Raw genomic sequence first — 18,366 nt, 5'->3', positions numbered from 1 at the left:
TAAATTATTATGCGTTTAAGATATTTTAATAAAACAAAATTCATCATAATCCTTGTGGTTGCTGTGGTAGGCTGTAAAAAGATTGACCTCAGCCCGAAGGATAGGTATACCGATGATAATTTTTGGCAGGTAAACGGCAATGCATTCAATGCGCTGGCTACTTGTTACAGTCAGCAAATTAGCGGCGGGCAGCCAGGATCGAGCAGTGCTGCGCAGGCTTATTTTTACAACGAAGCTCTTTCTGATAACGCGTTTTGTCCGCTTGATGTTAACGTTGGTACGCCAACCCAGATATCAAGCGGCAGCGACGCTAATTTTAACCCAGGCATAAACAGGGTTAAATACGAGTGGGGCAGTTATTATACCAACATCAGGTCATGCAACCTGTTTCTGGAAAACATAGATAAGAATACCACATTGGGTACCCCTCTTATTGAAAGAATGAAAGGCGAAGCCCGATACCTCCGGGCGCACGCGCTTTTCAGGTTAACAAACTTTTTTGGCGATGTTCCTTTGATTACAAAAGTTCAAACCCCGGAAGAAGCGAAAGTTGTTTCGAAAACGCCCAGGGCCGATGTGATAAAGTTTATTCTGAGCGAACTGGATGCCGCTGCCGCTGTTTTGCCAAAAAGAGAGGAACTTGCACCTGCCGATCGCGGGCGCATAACAAAAGGAGCTGCAAAAGCCATGAAGGCCAGAATGTTATTGTATAACAACCAATGGGCCGAGTGTGCAGCTGTTTGTGAAGACCTGATGAATAACCAGCCCGAGAATGGCACTTATACTTTGCAGGCTTCTTTTCCCGATATTTTCTCCGCTACCAATAAGTATAATTCGGAGGTTATAGCCGATCTGGGGTACCAGCAGCCTAACCGTACCTGGACTGATTGGTCTGACTTTGGGCCTTTCTATACCGGATCCGGGGCTACCGCGGCAACTAATAGCAACCTGGTGCCTACCCAGGACCTGGTAGAAAGTTACCTTACCCTGGATGGTAAAAGTATATTTGAACCCGGCTCCGGCTATGATGAAAATAATGCGCCTTATGCAAACCGCGACCCACGTTTAGGTTATACTATTGTTTATGATAAATACCGATGGGTAAATAACTTAGGCAATTCGCAGATAATCTATATTAAACCCGGAACCGCGCCGGATGCCACCAATAAAAAGAATGAAGCCGGTCCTACAGCTACAACTTCCGGATACTATTGGAGGAAATATTTTGATCCTACAGCTCCGGGCGGTACTTTTAATTATGGCGAAAACATAATTATACAGCGATGGGCCGAGGTTTTACTGATGGAGGCCGAAGCAAAAACAATGCTGGGGCAAATGGATGCTACTGTTTGGGATAAAACAATAAAGCCAATACGCATAAGAGCCGGTTTTGTTAATACTTTAGCATTAAATTATCCCGGTAATACCACCATGAAAATGATTGACCAGGTCAGGAACGAAAGAAGGTGCGAACTGGCTTTTGAATCGTTGCGTTATGACGATATCAAAAGGTGGAAAATTGCAGAAGTTGTGCTGAACCACCCGCCGGGCAACGAGGTGCGTGGTGCCAAATTTGCTTCAAATAATACTGCCTTCCTGAAGTTAGTGGTCAGAACATTCAACCCGGCTAAACACTATCTGTGGCCCATTCCTACAGAAAGTATCCAAACCGACCCGAACCTAACCCAAAATCCGGGATGGTAATGGGTAAATTAGGCTTATCATTTCATTATTGAAAAGATAAAGCAGTTTGTTAAAAAAATATAAGGTAAGATGTCAGCCCCGGGCATCTTACCTTAATTCAAAATAAAATGCATTGGCTGCATTTTATTTTTTCATTTTATTAAAATTTGCCATCAACTACATATATTAAACCCAACACAACTACAATCAGCTATCATGAAAAAGAATTTTGTATTAATCATTATCTTTTTGTTTGCCATAAGCCGTTCGCAAGCTCAAAAAATGCCTGTTAACTATGTAAATCCATTATTAGGTACAGCCACCTTATGGGATGCTAAAGACGCGGGATTTGTACCTACCAAAAGAGTGTGGGGCGCAGAAGTGTTTCCCGGGTCATCGGTTCCTAATGCCATGGTTCAGTTAACTCCGGTTACGCAATTTCATAGTGGTTCGGGTTATCAGTATGAGGATAAGGTTATTTATGGTTTTAGCCACACCAGTAAAGGGCACTGGAATTTATGTTATATTCCTTTACTGCCAGCTACCGGAACCATAACTGCCGATGATTATAAGTCGGAATTTAGCCACAAAAACGAATCGGCCCATCCGGGTTATTATCAGGTTTACCTGGAGCGCTATGGCATTAATGCCGAACTAACCTCAACATTACGGTGTGCCTTTCATAAATATACCTTTAAGGCCGGGGAACATAAAAAACTGATTGCAGACCTTTCCATGTCTAACGAGCGGGTTAAAAGCTGGAATATTGCTCAGGAAGGGGACAATGTTTTTACAGGCTTTCAGCAAGCCGGCGAAAAAATGTATTTCTACGCGGTTACCAATCACAAAATAAAAAGCATTGATTCGGTAAAAAGTGAGTCGAAAAGGAATGAGCCAAAAACTGTACCGGTTGTGAGTTTCGAAGATGCTGATAAGCCTCTGGAAATGAAGATAGGTTTTTCATTTGTAAGCATAAAAAATGCAAAGGAAAATTTAGAGAAGGAAATGCTGAATAAAAGCTTTGATCAGGTACGGAAAGAAGCTGCAGACACCTGGAATGATCTGCTTTCAAAAATTACGGTTACCGGTGGCACCGAACGTCAAAAAGGATTGTTTTATTCATGCCTGTACCGGTCGTTTTTGTGGCCCGCTTTGCGCAGTGACGCAAACGGCGATTTTACAGACATGAGTGGTAAGGTGGTAAATAAAGGTTTTAATTACTATACCGAGCCTTCTCTATGGGACGACTATCGAAATAAGTTAGTACTTCTGGGTCTGCTTTCGCCTCAGGTCACCAACGATGTGATCAAGTCATTAATAGATAAAGGAGAAGTAAAAGGCTTTATGCCAACTTTTTTCCATGGTGATCACGCCTCGGCCTTTATTGCCGGATCCTATTTAAGGGGATTAAGAGATTACGACATAAAAAGCGCTTATAACCTGTTGGTAAGAAATGCTACCGTTGAAGGTGGTACCAGGCCGTATATAACTGAGTTTAATACCAAAGGTTACATAGCGGAGCTTGATATAGAGCACCCTGTTACTAATACCGTTACCAAAGCGGCGGTTACCAAAACGCTGGAATACTCCTATGATGACTACGCGGTGGCCTTGCTGGCCAAAGAGCTAAAAGATACAGCTAACTACCGCATGCTCATGAGTAAGACCGGTAATTATAAAAATGTGTTTGACAGCGCTACAGGATTTATGCGGGGGCGTTTGGCCGATGGTAGCTGGGTGAAAAACTTCAAACCGGATTACCCTTATTTTGAATATATGTACCGCGAGGCCAATGCATGGCAGTCAACCTTTTTTGCTCCTCATGATCCAAACGGCTTAGTTGGTCTTTATCCAAACAAAGCAGCTTTTGAGCAAAAACTGGATTCACTTTTTACCATTCCATGGAAAGGATATGAAGCCGAAAATATATCAGGCTTTATTGGGCAGTATTGCCAGGGAAACCAACCCGATCACAGCACGCCGTTTATGTATTACTTTGTTAACAAGCAAGAAAAATCACAGGTTATACTGGATAGTATCATGAACCATTTTTATGGTATGGGCAAAGAGAAACTGGCTTATGCCGGCATGGATGATGCCGGTGAAATGTCATCATGGTATGTATTTAATGCCATGGGATTTTATCCGTTTTCGCCTGCTGATGCTAAGTATATCGTTTCTGTACCGCTATTTGACAAGGTAGATTTTAAATTTGGAGGGACCAACCGAGGCTTTACTATCATCAAAAAAAACTCTGGTAAAAAGATCAGCGATATCAGTTATGATGGCCAAAAAGTGAATGGTTATTTTATTGATGACGCAGAACTGAAAAAAGGTAAAACATTGGTAATAACAACCGGCAAATAATTAAACAATCCCGGCTCCTTTACTCAGGCAGCCGGGACGATGATGGTGATCTGGGCGTCGGAGGATTCGTCGCCCCGATTATCGTAATAATAGCTGCTGTACAAACCGCCCAGCTCCAAAGTATACTTGACTTTAATTTCTTATATGCCTCCACCTCTAAGTACTATGGAAGTGAGTGTCAGAAAAGCATAGACCCCGGTGGTTTTCATGAAACTGATGCTGACAGGTTATTTTTTTGATCCGCTTATCTTACTTTACTTAGCGATTTATATATGCTAATTAACACTTCTTTGCGGGTAGTTACCCCCGGTTTAAATCTTGTTTTTAAACCAGATAACTTATTCCATATTACAACCTGCTGATTATCGGCAGGAGCTTCCAAATTAGCCTCCCAATCCGGCAGGTAGCCTTTCAAACCCATTAATTGAACCATCTTAAAATCCAGGCTTGAGGGATTAATATCTTTGTAATATATTAAAGTGGCATGTTGATCAATTAATGTACCCTGTAATTGGCTATTGTTTATGTCTCTTATACGGGTATTGTTATCAATCGCCAGTGATGCAGCTATCCCGGCCGCTTGCCCAAGGGCCATCCAACAAGGCTCCATACGAATAGTAGAAAAGCCTATATGGCTGCCTGATACCGGTACCGGTAAAATCAAATTATCTACCTGTTTTGGAACCATTACTCCCAATGGTACGGTATAAATAGCCGTTGGATAACTGATAAAGCCGTCAAGGTGTATTTTACCCGGCTCACGCTTTCTTACAGCATGCGAATCAAGCGCGTAGTGGCTTGCAGTGACGCTTGATGGATGCACTGGCGGGCGCTTACCTGGCGATACAGGCGTTGCATCATGTGCGGTGAAAAAATACATAGCCTCAAAACGACGGCCCTCCCTGATGTATACCTGGCGGGGAAAGTGCTCATTGTCGTTATACTCATCTTTAGCCAAACCCCACTCTCTCGTTGCTTTACGAAAACTTTCAGGAAGCTCTTTTTCATTTTGCGCGAAGTAGATGAGACCGAGCGTATATTCTTTTAATCGTTGTGCAAAAGCGTCGCGCCAGGCCCAGCCAGATGTAGGCCAGGGCCAGTTCTCCTCGGGAAGATCAGTAGAAATAAATGACATGTGCTGATTATTGCCATCAGTTTTGTGGTTAGGCAAGGTTACCATATTGGTTATTTTGCCAATTCCCCACCTGTCTCCAGGTATTTTAGTTACACCGCCATTTGCGAGGTTCTTACGGTTATCTTCCATCATAGCGGTGGTAACCTGCTTCATTTGCACACCGGTATGGTTGCCTGTCCAAACATCTTCTATCATGGAAACGTACTCATCCCTGTTATATTTAAGCGGCTTTTCAATGGGTACACTATTCGATGGGTCATTGGTAAGGCATATCCTGTAGTTATACGATTGTACTGCATTATCTGCCTGGTAAGTACTGCCTTCACCCTCTGCTCCCTGCCAGTATTTGTAAACCCTGCCGGCTCCGGGCTCATTAAATTCACTTTTACCTTCGCGGCCAACCCTGAAAGGTATTTTGGCTGCGGCGCCCAGGTCGCCCTCATATGTTGCATCTACAAAAACCCTCCCTTCGTAGTCCTCCTGTTTTTTGGTATCCCTGTTTAATATGCTAATACGGGATATTTTACCATCTGCTATTTGGATATTCTGCGGCTCGGCATCAAACTGGCGCATCTTAAGTACCGTTATTTTACCGGTATGCTCCGCTAACATCTGTCCAAATATCATTTCGGCAACTGATGGCTCAAAGTGATACCCATCACTGCATGCTTTAACCTGCTCAGATGAAGCTCCGTATTTGTTGGTATAGTACTTTTTAACGCGTTCAACAAATTCTGTAAACAGACCTGTGGTAGCGCCGCGCGTGGCAATATCGGTTGCCCCTAACCCGTTGGCAGGTAACCCGCCTACATGCGAGGTGCGTTCCAGAATTAACGATATTTTACCTAACCTGGCAGATGAAATAGCCGCCATGATACCAGCAGGAGTTCCGCCAACAATCACCAGGTCGTATTTTTTTATATCCGTGCCGGATACGCCGGGTTGCGCCTTAACACCCGTACAAAATGCAATGCCTATAAAAAACAAGAGTTTAATTTTCAATGGAGCTATATTCATGCTTGTAAATGTTTTTTGGTAGTTTATTTAACAGGAACAAAAAGAACAGCATCAGCAATGACGGCTCCATCTGCATTTTTATTTGAAACCTGTACATATGCTTTTTTTCCACGGGATAAATTATAAGACCCTAATGAGATCCACTCTCCTGATGTTTGTCCCTGAACCTGGATATCTGCCTGGTTTATTACCTTTTCAGTAGCCTTTTGCCCATCATAAATGGTAAAAATAGTTTTAGCTGAAGCATTCTTTACTTTTGGAAAATAAGAATACACATGATAGGTACCACCTTTAACCACTTCAGGAGTAAATTGAACGGAGTTGATTGTAGACGCTTTAAGTGTATCCACCAGGAATGATGGGCCGTAACCGCCGTTCTTTTCAGTTTTCCAATTACCTGCTACCTGCACGTTAGCATCTCCATTATCAACCAATAGCTCCGGTGTGCTATTATCTGCAAGGGGGTTGCTTTTTAATATATGCTGCACCTCTGCTACATTTACTTGCTGTACCGGTATCTTTTTATCAATTGCCTGGCAGGCAGCTACAGCAGCAGACTGACCTAAAACCATAAATACCGGCTCCATACGTATTGAACCGTAGGCGATATGTGTGGCTGATAAACATACCGGAACAAATAAATTAGCCGCTTCTTTTTCTTTTGGGACAATTGCCCTGTAAGAAATAGGATATGGCCCAAAACCACCAACTTCTACATTCCCTTCATTTTTTACGACCCCGCTTACAACCTGGCGGTCGCAATTATGGGAATCCATAGTGTAGGCAGCCATACCAACGCCATCATTGGCTACTTCCCTACCCTGGCAATAATGCTGGGTCATTACCAGTTCGCCAATCATCCTGCGTGCCTCACGGATGTAAAGCTGTGGCGTCCAGTTATGATTATCTGTAAATTCATCTTTCGGGTATCCCCATTTTTGCATTTCAGTCCTGATATTTACCGGGATACGCGGATCATTACCTACAAAATACAGCAGGCCTTTCGTATAATCCTCATGCTGTTTCCAAAGGATAGCCCTCTTGTTATAATCGGCGTCGGGATAATCCCAGTTCATACCGATCATATCAGTAGAAAATCCACCTTTGTTGTTAATATCTGTTTTGCCATTGGGCATTATACTCCATATAAAAACATCACTAAGTGCTTTCCATGGCCTTTTTTCCTTTAAACGCAATAACAGTTCATACTTTTTAGGGTCATAATTTTCGGGCTTGGTAATAGCGATGCGGTTTTCAGGTACATTAGTAAGTGTGATACGAAAATTATACGCCTGAACCTTTTTATCACCAGCACCTTTTGGCTGTAATTGCAAATTGCCTATACCCCATAGCAAACCGCTTTTAGAATCGCCAGGTACAACATAAGGATCTATCCCATCAGGAAACTGATGCCCTTCCATTAACTCCACACCATTTACGGTTTCATTATACTGGCTATTAGCCTCCCTCCCAACGCTATAAGCAACGCCTGCCAGCGCCATCAGGTCACCTTCATAAGTACAATCAATAAATACTTTTGCGCGGATAGTTTTGCGATTAGCAGCAGTTGGTGTGGCAGCATTTTCAACTATAATTTCCTGGAGTTGATTTGCCGACTTATTTACTTTTATAATACGGTTTTCATATAAAACGCTGAAGCCTGCCATCTTCACGTAATCATTAAATATGCCTTCTGCAACTTTGGGTTCAAAAATCCATTGTTCAAATTTTTGATAATGTTCACCAATACGGCGGTAAAAATCTCTGGCCAGGCCGGTCACTACATATTTATTACCAATATCCGTATAACCCAATCCTCCTGAGGTCATTCCTCCCAAATGCTTGCCGGGTTCAATCAGTATGACTTTTTTGCCCATTTTTTTTGCAGTATAGGCAGCAATCACGCCAGCGGAGGTTCCGCCATATACACATACATCTGCCTCTATAATACTTTCTTTTTGTGCCTTGGCATGAGGTATACCAATAAAGCTTAGGGCAATTAGTAAAGAGACTATGATCTTTTGATACTTCTTCATAACTATCAGTTTGTTAAATGATTAACATAGTGTTAAAATTGATAAAAGAAAAGCCTGCTGCTGTTCAACAGCAGGCTTTAAATCGGTATTGTTTATGCCGATAGATCCCCTGGCTTAGTAGCCCGAATTTTGTGTCAGCTTTGGATTAGTAACAATCTCAATATTAGGAATTGGCCAAAGGTAATCCCGGTTAACATTAAACAGCCTGGTTTCTATTACACGCATATCAGCTTTATTAGGTACATTATCATATTTTGCAATTCCGTTTGCATCTATAACAGGTGCAGTAGCTAATAATCCCTTCGGTATACGGCCATAAAAAGGTCCGGTCATTACCTGTTCAGCTATTTTCCAGCGACGTATATCGAAAAGCCTTACGCCCTCCATCGCCAATTCGTATAAACGTTCTTTGTGTACAATAGAACGGAGTTCGGCCTGTGATAGCCCTGATGGTATTGCAGGCATGTTTACGCTTGGCCTTTGACGAACGGCATTAATAGCATCATAAACGCTTGCATCTATCTGGTTGCCTTCTATCTTAGCCTCGGCATAGGTTAGTAAAACTTCAGCATATCTTATCAGTATGATATTTAACTCAGAATTGGACACGTCTACCTTGTCTGTTAAATCAACATATTTACGCCAGCAGTAACCGGTAAAAGAAGCATAAGCATTTATAGCATCCTGGTTATCTATCCTTGTTGCCGGGCTTGTATTATAATTCCAGCATTTAAGACTGTCTTTATGTGTTTCAAACTGATAATTAAAGTATACAGAGCCTGGCAATGCCACTGTAAAAGCAAGCCTCGGATCGCGGTTTACAAAAGGTTTGGCGGGATCATACAACGGTGATTTATCAATTGTTAAACCATCAGTACATTCAAAAGCATCCACCAATGATTGTGATGGAACTTTATTGGCAGTGCCCTGCCCGTTTCTTGATAATAAATTGCGGGGTACAGAATGTGTCCTTTTTGCTGTTTTTAAAAACTGCAGTGCGAGAATGATCTCTTTAGAACTTTGACCGTTGTAAGTAAACAGATCGCCAAAATTGGTATGCAGGCTATAGGTATTTAAATCCATTACCGCTTTGGCGGCAGCAGCTGCAATATCCCATTTGCCATTAAATAAAGCGGCGCGGGCTTTAAAAGCAAGTGCGGCCCCTCTTGTTGCACGGCCAACATCAGCTGCACCGTATGTTATCGGCAAGTCTTTTGCGGCCTCATCTAATTCAGTTAAAACAAAAGTCAATATTTCTTCCTTCGTATTTCTTGGGATCTGCGCTTCATTTAAAGACAATACTTTTGTTACCAGTGGTACGCCCCCATAAAGCTCAATTAAGTTTTGATAGGCAAATGCTCTACCAAAACGGGCTTCTGCAACAGACCTCGCATAAATTGCAGGCGTGGTTTTATCCTTCACCTTGCTTACATTGTCTAATATAAAATTACACCTTGCAATAAGCTTGTAAAATGAACTCCACAGACTTAGCGCATAGTCATTATTGCTATCCTGGCTACCTTTACCTAATATTTGGAGGCCACTTGTATTACGGTCCCAGTTAATATCTGTTGCTGCATCTATGGTAGTATTGAAGGGCATAGCATCAGTAGGACTGATAACCATGGCAGTGTAAATACCGTTTACTGCCAGTACCAGTTCATCCTGACTGGTGAAGAAAGATTCATTTGAAGGGCCTGATAAAGGAGCTTTATCCAGGTAACCTTTATTGCAAGCCGAGCCTGCCAGAACCAGGATGGTGATCAATAAACAAAACTTTATATTCTTTTTCATTTTTAAAATATTAAAAATTAGCACTTAAACCAAAACTGTAAACTTTAACCTGTGGATACACACTTACAGTTCCAACAGGCGATTCAACATCAAATCCATCCCAAAACTTATCAAGCGTGAAGAGATTTGAACCGTTTACATATAACCGCAATTTTTTAATTCCAACCATGCTGGATATTGAGACAGGGAAAGTATAACCTATCTGTACATTTTTTAGCCTCACATAAGAAGCATCTTTCATCCAAAAGCTTGAGTTTTGCTCGTTATTAGATTCACCAAATGCCAGTCGTGGATATTTTGCATTAGGAGTTGCAGGTGTCCAGCGGTCTTTATTGGGTTCAAGTATGGTACCGCCTAAATTGCCTACGCTAAATGGCATTATACCTGGTCCCCAAAGATAAGAGTTGCCTTTTCCCACACCCTGTAAAAGAAAGCTTAGGTCAATTCCTTTATAAGAGCTGTTAAAATTAACACCAAACGTATACCGTGGAATAGTGCTTCCCAAAACCACCTTATCATTATCATTAATTATACCGTCGTTGTTCTGGTCTTTATACTTTAAATCACCCGGGGCAACTGTACCATATTGTTTTGCATGGCTTGCAACATCCTGGGCATCTTTAAAAAAACCTTCGGCCTGTAATCCATAAATAGAATTATAAGCATAACCCTCCCGGCTAACCTGAAGCCCGGTTTGGTTTATTCCCCGCATATCAACCACTTTATTTATTACATCAGATAAGTTTATGTTTATGCCATATTTAAATTCATTTATGTTTCCTTTATAACCTACTGCTACTTCCCATCCCTTGTTACTAACTACCCCAGCATTCTGAAACGGAGAACTTAAGCCAATAATTAAAGGAATATTCAGTTGTAAGAGAATGTCTCTTGTTTTCCTGTTATAGTAATCAGCAGATATGGTAAGGTTGGAAAATAAAACCATGTCAATACCCACATCAGACATTTCGGTAGTTTCCCAGCTGATATCCTGGTTAGCCAAATTATTAAGGGCGGCAATATTTACAATTTGTTTGCCTAAAGTCCCTGAACCTAAGTCTACGGATGTTACAGATGGATAGGTGCCTATGTTTTGGTTACCTAAGCGCCCCCATGAAGCCCTTAACTTTAACTCATCAACAACATTTTTAAGTGGTTGCATAAAGTTTTCTTGTGATATACGCCATCCGGCAGAAACCGAAGGGAAAAAGGCATATTTATTACCTGTAGAAAAGCGTGAAGACCCATCATAACGGCCATTCACTTCTAACAGATATTTTTGCTTGTAGTCATAATTTATCCTGCCAAAAAATGAACGCAGCGCCCATTCTTCGGATGTACCGGTAGTTTGCTGATTTACAGCCGAGCCAGCGTTTATTACCGGATAATTTGGCAATAGATAGGTATCGCGGAATGCACTTATATAATCATTACGGTAATCTTCTTGTGAGGCCCCTAAAAGCACCTTAAGCGTATGAGCTCCAAATCCCTTATTCATGGTAAGTGTGGCCCGCATGTTGTTATAAACTGAACGACTGTTACTTTCTGTTAATGAAGTTAAAGCAGGCGATTTATAACCTATAGTTCCATCAGGATAATAGGTTTGAATAGACTTGTTAAAATTTTTACCAATAGTTTCCCCAAGTTTAGGTGCTATGGTAAATTCGGCCGTAAGCCACTCAACCGGGCGATAATTAAGGGATGCATTGATAATTCCTGATGGGCTGGTGGTTTGATTAGTGCCCCCATCTATACTTGCTGCAACCGGGTTAAGGCCGTTCCAGCCAATACCCCATGTGCCGTTAGAATTTCTTGCTAACTGGTTGGCAGGAATACCATCCATATAGTTAAATACATTTCCGGTACCAATAGCAGGCTCTTTGGTTATTCCGTTTACAAACTGAAGGTCGAATTTCATACTCAGTTTTTTTGAAAACGTGATATCGGTATTATTACGAACGGTATAGCGCCTGTAACCTGAGTGTTGAATGATGCCCTTTTGATCAAAATATCCTACAGAGGTAAGCACGCGGATATTATCTGATCCGCCGTTAATATTTACAAAATGGCTTTGCTGAAAACCCGAACCTGTTAGTACTTCTTTTTGCCAGTTTGTATTAGGGTATTTATCAGAGCTTACCCCGTTTTGGGTACGGTACTGTTCAATTAAATCATTAGGATATAATTGGGTTCTGCCTACATTGGTATATGCCTCATTCATCAGCAGCATATGATCAAGTGCATCCACCACATCAGGCATATTTGTTGGTTTTTGCCATCCGGCATAGCTATTATAGGTTATGCTGATTTTTTTGCCCGAGCCACGCTTAGTGGTTACTAAAATAACACCATTTGCAGCGCGTGAACCATAGATAGATGCTGATGCGGCATCCTTTAAAATAGATATAGATTCAATAATATTGGCGTCAATATTATTCATTGTACCTTCTATCCCATCAATCAATACCAAAGGGTCAGAGTTACTACCGCTGCTGGTGGGTATAGTTCCAACCCCTCTGATACGAATAGTACCCGCGTCGCCACCCGGCCTGCCCGAGCTTTGTGTAACAGTTACCCCGGGCGCTATACCTTCTAAAGCCGCTGATGTTTGTCCAACCGGACGGGTATCAATATCCTTACCCGTTACTACGGAAACAGCACCGGTTAAATTCACTTTCTTTTGTGTTCCGTATCCAACAACTATCACTTCATTTAATGCGGAGGCTTTCTCTTTAAGCTGGATATTGATCGTGTTTCTGCCGTTTACTTCTACTTCCTGCGTGGTGAACCCCAAATAACTAAAGGCCAAAGTGCCGCTCCCATCCGGGATGCTTATGGAATACTGCCCATCATTATCGGTAGTTGTACTGGTTGACGTTCCTTTAAGTTTAATATTAACCCCCGGGAGAGGCGCCCCTAAGGTATCAGTTACCTTACCCTTAATAGAAAGCGGAGGTAATGGCGATACGGATACCTGTTGTACCAATTTAGGTAACCGTCTTATGATCACTGTTTTTTGGCTGATGGAATAAGTTAATGGCTGGCCGGCAAAACATTGTTTAAGCGCATCTTCAATCGAAGCGTTTTTAAACTGGGCATCAACAGGTTTAGTACCTTTCATCATTCCATCGGTATACAAAAAATTGTAATCCGTTTGTTTTCGAATCTCTTTTAAGACATCTTCAAGCGAAGCATTTGCTTTGTAAAATGTTACTTTTTGTGCATCAGCTGCGAGGCTTATTTGCAAAAGCACAGTAATCAAAAAAGCAAATGTTAGGTTTATTCGCATAATGATCTTTCTTTTATTTGCCGAGTTGCAGCCAAAAAGCTTCAAATCTGCAACGATAAGCATTTTGTCAAGGACATAAGCAGGGAGCTTATACCCGGTTTGAGTAAAAATTTTCATACATTTGAACGTTTGGTTTTTAATTGGTTATTAGATTGTTAGTTGCGATTTATATGCTAATTCCAGACATTTTGAGGTTCCGCTGGCAGGCGGAACCTTCGTATTTCAGGAGCGCATTTATGGTGTGTGTTATGGCATAACTATTATCCTTTTCTTTCCCGGTTCTGCCGGATCGTTTTCAGTTTTAAAATGAACAGCCCCTGTTAATTGCAACATATCCAACACTTGTGCTACATCTTTAAATTTGGATATTGTACCTACAAATCCTTCTTGTGTAACATTACCTTCGTATTGAATATTGATATCATACCATCTTGATACCTGGCGCATAATGCTGCCGATATCTTCATGTGAAAAAATAAAATAGCCATTTTTCCAGGCAATGGCTTGTGTGGCATCTACATCTGATATTTGAATTTTAACTCCAACTTTTGCCTGTTGGCCCGGCTTTAACAATTGCGAAGCATTGGTTTTAGCTTGAACTATTTTTACACTGCCTTCCAGTAAAGTTGTGTTTATTGTAGCCTCATCGTCATACGAGTTTACATTGAAATGTGTACCTAATACTTCAACGGTTTGGTTAGCTGTAATTACCTTAAATGGTATGCGGCTGCCCTCACGCCCTGCAACAGAGGGACTGGTAAGTTTTGCCACTTCAAAGTATGCCTCTCCCGTTAGTTCAACTACACGTTCATTATTGGAAAATGCAGCCGGGAATTTCAATGAAGAAGCAGCATTAAGCCATACTTTAGTTCCATCAGATAAAGTAACCTGGTATTGCCCCCCACGCGGGGTAATAATAGTGTTATATAAAGCTGGTGTATTGGAGCCCAACGGGTTTGATGCATTGTATATAATTTTGCCGCCTGTTGTTTTGCGGATATCAATATTAGCCTGTTTGGCTAATATACCGTTCTGTACACTATCCAATATAATCTGTGAGCCATTGGCAAGCGTAAGCACAGCTTTGTTTCCACCCGGAGGAATTTGATTTTTTGATGGGGTTTTAGCTGCTGTAATTTCCTGCTTTTTACTATCCCGGGATGATAAGAAATAGGTTGTAATTGAAGCAATCACTATAAAAGCAGCTGCTACTGAGGCTATCTTTTTAAAAGATGGCCATAACGTTTTTACAGACTTAACTTGTTGATCTTTTTTATCTAACTCATCAATCCCTGCCTCAATCCTGCTGGCCAGGTGCGGATATAGCATTTGCTCTTCATTCAAATTTCTTTGGGCAGCAAACTGATATTTATCAATTATTCGCTGCACCTCATCCAGGGGCGCGGTGTTTAGCCATTCCATGAATAATTCATGTTCACGTTCCGTATGCCGGTTGGCTATATATTTTTCCAGGAACTCATTAAGTGATTTTTCGTCCATCATTATGGTAGAGACGAACGAACCGGACAAAAGAACCCCTTGAGGTGTATTTTTTTTTAGAATGTCCTGTTGGAATACGAATTAGAGAAAATTTTCCCTTATTAAAGTCCCATTACAACTCAAAAAGAGAAATAAATAAGGCTAAAAGCAAAGTAAGCTCAGCATGCTTCTGCAGATATGATTTGATAAAGTGTAAACCTGAATATAGTTGTTTTTTCACAACAAATTTTGAGATATCTAATCTTTCGGCGATCTCATCAAGACTAAGGTCTTCTTTCGTACGCATTTCAACTATTAACTTTCTCCTTTCGGGAAGTAGGTTTATTGCATCCTGGGCTATTTGATAATATTCTCCATAAATAATTTTAGATTCAAGTCCTTCAACGCTTTCTTCTGTACCATCCTTGAACATCGAAAATATTTTTTCCTTAGTTTGATTTCTTCTTATTTCATCAAGCATAAGGTTTTTGGCGCATTGGTATAAATAGGCTTTAAAACTTGTGATGTTTTTTAATGACGCGCGACGTTCCCATATTTTAATAAAGACATTTTGGACGATATCTTCACTTGTCTCCTTTGATTTGGTAAACAAGTATATATAGCGATAAAGACTATTAATATATCGTGAATAAAGGGCAGTAAAGGCTGTGCGCTCGCCTTCAATAATACATAGTATTAATGCCCTTTCATCTTCATGCTCGGTCATTTAAATAATTAGATTTATAATAGTTGGTAAACAAATGTAATAAATAAAATGAGCCGGATAATTAATGTTGGATGATATTTGTGATTATGTTCTTGACCTGATAGCTCTTGAGCCATTTGAGCTCGTTGATTATTGAACTAAGAGGCAGTTAATGGCGTTTAGTAACTTTTCAGCCTTTGCATTTCGGGCTCAGCAAGGAAAAATTAAAAATGGGTTTGCAGAATGGAGAAGGTCATTCCATTTACATCAATCGGTTTAGGATTAAGCCCTGCTCGTACGGTCTGTCATATGATCCCGTTCAGCCAGCTCTCTGGGGGAAAACCCGAAGGATTTTTTAAAAGCAAATGAGAAATGCGAAAGGTCCTCAAAACCGACTTCCAGGTACACCTCGGATGCTCTCCGGCCTTTTTTGTCCATCAGAAAGTAGGCTTCTTCCAGTCGTTTCCGGATCAGCCAGCGGCTGGGTGTGTCATTGAATACTTTCTTGAAATCGTACTTGAACCGGGTCAGGCTTCTTCCGGTAAGAAAAGCGAATCGCTGGATGGCGACGTTGAACCTGAAGTTGCGGTTCATAAACGACTCCAGGTCTATGGTTTGCGGTATACCGAAATCAAAAAGAATGTGCGCCAGTTCAGGTTGCACCTGCAGCAGGATCAGCAGCAATTCCTCTCTTTTAAGGTCGGCAAAGGTATTGCTGATGGCTCCCTGTTTATTATAGTACAGTTTCAGCGATTGCAGAAAATTACCGATCAGTTCGTTCTTTTTGATGCGGATAAAAGCATCGTTATTTACTGCTTCACTTGCCTTGACCTTGTGCTTTTGCTGGAACTGCTTAAGAAATGGTTCGTCCAACATGATGATCACCTTCTCGAATTCGTCGTTTTCCTTTTGCTTGTTGTACCGGGCTAAATGGTTTTTTCTGACCAGGCAATATTCACCTGCGTTCAGTGTGTAATCCTTATGGCCGTCATAACCATTCATGATCCCTTTGGCGAGGTGTAAAAAGAAATGTTCGGCAACAAAATTCTCGGGGGAAATATGGGGGCCGATATAGCAGGACGTTATCTGTTTGGCTTGCATAACTTTATTCATTTAATTGATCCCTTTCCACCATTGCTTAAAAACCTGTGAACTGTCATTCAGCCAGACAACTTCCCCGATCATGGGGGTGGCCAGCCGGTACGGCTTTAGACTGGAAAGTTCGGTTATTTTAATCAGCGGCTCATCCCAGGGGTGCTTGCCCAAGATAAATTTAGAATGGTGTACCGGAAGCAGGTTGGCCGCTTTCAGGTCCAAAGTTGCCTGTACCACTTCTTCAGGCAGGTTGTGGACGGAGTTCCAGGCCTTGTCGTATTGCCCGTCCTCCATCACTGCCCAGTTTATGGGTCCGTATTTTTCTCCTATTGTTGCGAAACGGTCATCAAAACCGCCGTCACCACTGATATAGATCTTTGTTTTTGGTGTTTGGATCAGGTAAGACATCCATAAGGCTTTGCCACGGGTGAACCCTCTGCCGGAATCATGGTGCGAGGATTCAGCGTTGATGATAACACTGTCATTCACGGCAATTTTTTCGTACCAATCCTTTTCAATAATCTGTTCCGGCGTAAATCCCCAACGCTCGAAATGAGCGCCCGTTCCTAAACCGCACACCACGTACCTGATCTTGTGTTTTAAAGCGAGTACTGTTTCATGGTCCAGGTGGTCGTAATGGTCATGCGAGATCAGCAGATAATCGATTTCCGGAATTTCGCTTGCCGCGTAAATGTTGCTGCCCTTAAAAGCTTTCGGTCCCCAGGGCAAGGGCGACGCTTTTCCGCTGAAGGACGGGTCAATCAGGAACGTGATGCCGCCTGCCTGTATGTAAACCGAGGAATGGCCGAACCAGACGATCAGGTCTTTGCCGGGTGGTAACCCTTTCAGGTTTGTTTTTACAGACGGCAGGGAATCTTTCGGAGCCCGCCTGGGATAATTCTTGAATAGTGTTTTGTAGAGTTCGCCGGTAAAACTATAGCCTTCGCTGATCGTGGGCGTTTCCACACGGTTATGAAAGCGGCCATCCTTAAAATGTGGTGATTTTTCTATCCTCGCCAGTCGGGTCCCCTTAGGCAATTCGCCGAATTGCGGCTGATGCATAACGGCACAGGCAGCTACAAACAGTAATAACACAACAGCTAAAATGATCAGCATCGGACGTTTTAGAATATTCAGTGATCTTTTCATAGCTTATGGCAAACAGGAAAAAGCAAATATCGGCATTAAAAAGTCAGTTAGCTTTGTTGAGCGGTCTAAATTTACTTTGTTGAAAGGTCAGGAAATCGCTTTGGTCAGTGTGACCAGTTCTAAATGCATTTTAGGCATGCCAACGTTCGCCTGCTCCGGAAAAGCTTGCTTGTAACCGGTATTAACATATCCCTGCCGTTCATAAAATCGAATTAATTCAACCCGCACGGTGATCACAGTCATCATTGCGATTGTGTAACCCTGTTGTTTGGCATGATCTTCCGCCGCCTTTAATAGTCGTTTGCCTATTCCCTGGGTTTGCAACGCCGGGGATACGGTCAGCATGCCGATATAAAGTATGTCCTCTTTTTGTTCCAGTTGGACACAGCCAAGTATCATATCCCCGGGCTGGTATTTCAGGATGGTAATAAAAGGGTTATGTAAGAGCGCAAACAGTTCGTTTTCATCAATTCTTTCACCGTCCAGTAATTCCGCTTCATTCGTCCAGCCCTGCCTGGAACTTTCACCCCGGTAGGCGCTGTTTACCAGTTCGGCCAGTTGCCCTGCATCCTCCGGCAAAGCCGGCATAACTCCCTTATTTATAGCCATATATTTT

11 protein-coding genes are annotated in these 18,366 nt (G+C 41.9%); 2 read left to right on the top strand and 9 right to left on the bottom strand.

What is annotated here, in order from left to right; translation table 11 throughout:
• Positions 1 to 9 precede the first annotated feature (9 nt).
• Both AC1DRQ_RS02625 and AC1DRQ_RS02620 read left to right on the top strand, forming a co-directional pair.
• Complete coding sequence (locus AC1DRQ_RS02625) at positions 10 to 1,704, top strand: RagB/SusD family nutrient uptake outer membrane protein (RefSeq protein WP_477422060.1); 1,695 nt, start codon at positions 10 to 12, stop codon at positions 1,702 to 1,704.
• Positions 1,705 to 1,899: 195 nt separating this feature from the next.
• Positions 1,900 to 4,050 (top strand): GH92 family glycosyl hydrolase, encoded by a 2,151-nt coding sequence (locus AC1DRQ_RS02620; RefSeq protein WP_477422059.1) that lies wholly within the window; start codon positions 1,900 to 1,902, stop codon positions 4,048 to 4,050.
• Between the two features lie 244 nt (positions 4,051 to 4,294).
• Here AC1DRQ_RS02620 and AC1DRQ_RS02615 read toward each other — a convergent pair whose 3' ends face one another.
• From AC1DRQ_RS02615 to AC1DRQ_RS02575, 9 genes are all read right to left on the bottom strand, one after another.
• A complete protein-coding gene (locus tag AC1DRQ_RS02615) occupies positions 4,295 to 6,202 on the bottom strand; it encodes an FAD-dependent oxidoreductase (protein WP_477422058.1) in 1,908 nt (635 codons plus the stop codon).
• A gap of 23 nt (positions 6,203 to 6,225) precedes the next feature.
• A complete protein-coding gene (locus AC1DRQ_RS02610; protein ID WP_477422057.1) occupies positions 6,226 to 8,238 on the bottom strand; it encodes an FAD-dependent oxidoreductase in 2,013 nt (670 codons plus the stop codon).
• Between the two features lie 114 nt (positions 8,239 to 8,352).
• Positions 8,353 to 10,032, bottom strand: a complete 1,680-nt coding sequence (locus tag AC1DRQ_RS02605; protein WP_477422056.1) for a RagB/SusD family nutrient uptake outer membrane protein — start codon at positions 10,030 to 10,032, stop codon at positions 8,353 to 8,355.
• Positions 10,033 to 10,042: 10 nt separating this feature from the next.
• The gene (locus AC1DRQ_RS02600; RefSeq protein WP_477422055.1) at positions 10,043 to 13,438 is read right to left on the bottom strand and encodes a TonB-dependent receptor; all 3,396 of its coding nucleotides are present in this window, start codon (positions 13,436 to 13,438) and stop codon (positions 10,043 to 10,045) included.
• A gap of 129 nt (positions 13,439 to 13,567) precedes the next feature.
• A complete protein-coding gene (locus AC1DRQ_RS02595; protein ID WP_477422054.1) occupies positions 13,568 to 14,824 on the bottom strand; it encodes a FecR family protein in 1,257 nt (418 codons plus the stop codon).
• Between the two features lie 109 nt (positions 14,825 to 14,933).
• On the bottom strand, positions 14,934 to 15,527 hold the full coding sequence (locus AC1DRQ_RS02590; RefSeq protein ID WP_477422053.1) for an RNA polymerase sigma factor: 594 nt from the start codon (positions 15,525 to 15,527) through the stop codon (positions 14,934 to 14,936).
• A 261-nt stretch (positions 15,528 to 15,788) separates the two neighbouring features.
• The gene (locus tag AC1DRQ_RS02585) at positions 15,789 to 16,607 is read right to left on the bottom strand and encodes a helix-turn-helix domain-containing protein (RefSeq protein WP_477422052.1); all 819 of its coding nucleotides are present in this window, start codon (positions 16,605 to 16,607) and stop codon (positions 15,789 to 15,791) included.
• 12 nt (positions 16,608 to 16,619) lie between these two features.
• Positions 16,620 to 17,750, bottom strand: coding sequence for an MBL fold metallo-hydrolase (locus tag AC1DRQ_RS02580; protein ID WP_477422051.1), 1,131 nt, complete (start codon positions 17,748 to 17,750; stop codon positions 16,620 to 16,622).
• A gap of 87 nt (positions 17,751 to 17,837) precedes the next feature.
• The gene (locus AC1DRQ_RS02575; RefSeq protein WP_477422050.1) at positions 17,838 to 18,359 is read right to left on the bottom strand and encodes a GNAT family N-acetyltransferase; all 522 of its coding nucleotides are present in this window, start codon (positions 18,357 to 18,359) and stop codon (positions 17,838 to 17,840) included.
• Between the last annotated feature and the right edge of the window lie 7 nt (positions 18,360 to 18,366).

The organism is Mucilaginibacter sp. P4_E8, assembly GCF_056401495.1.
Note: the sequence above shows the minus strand (reverse complement) of the source record. Positions and strands in the feature narration are given on the sequence as shown.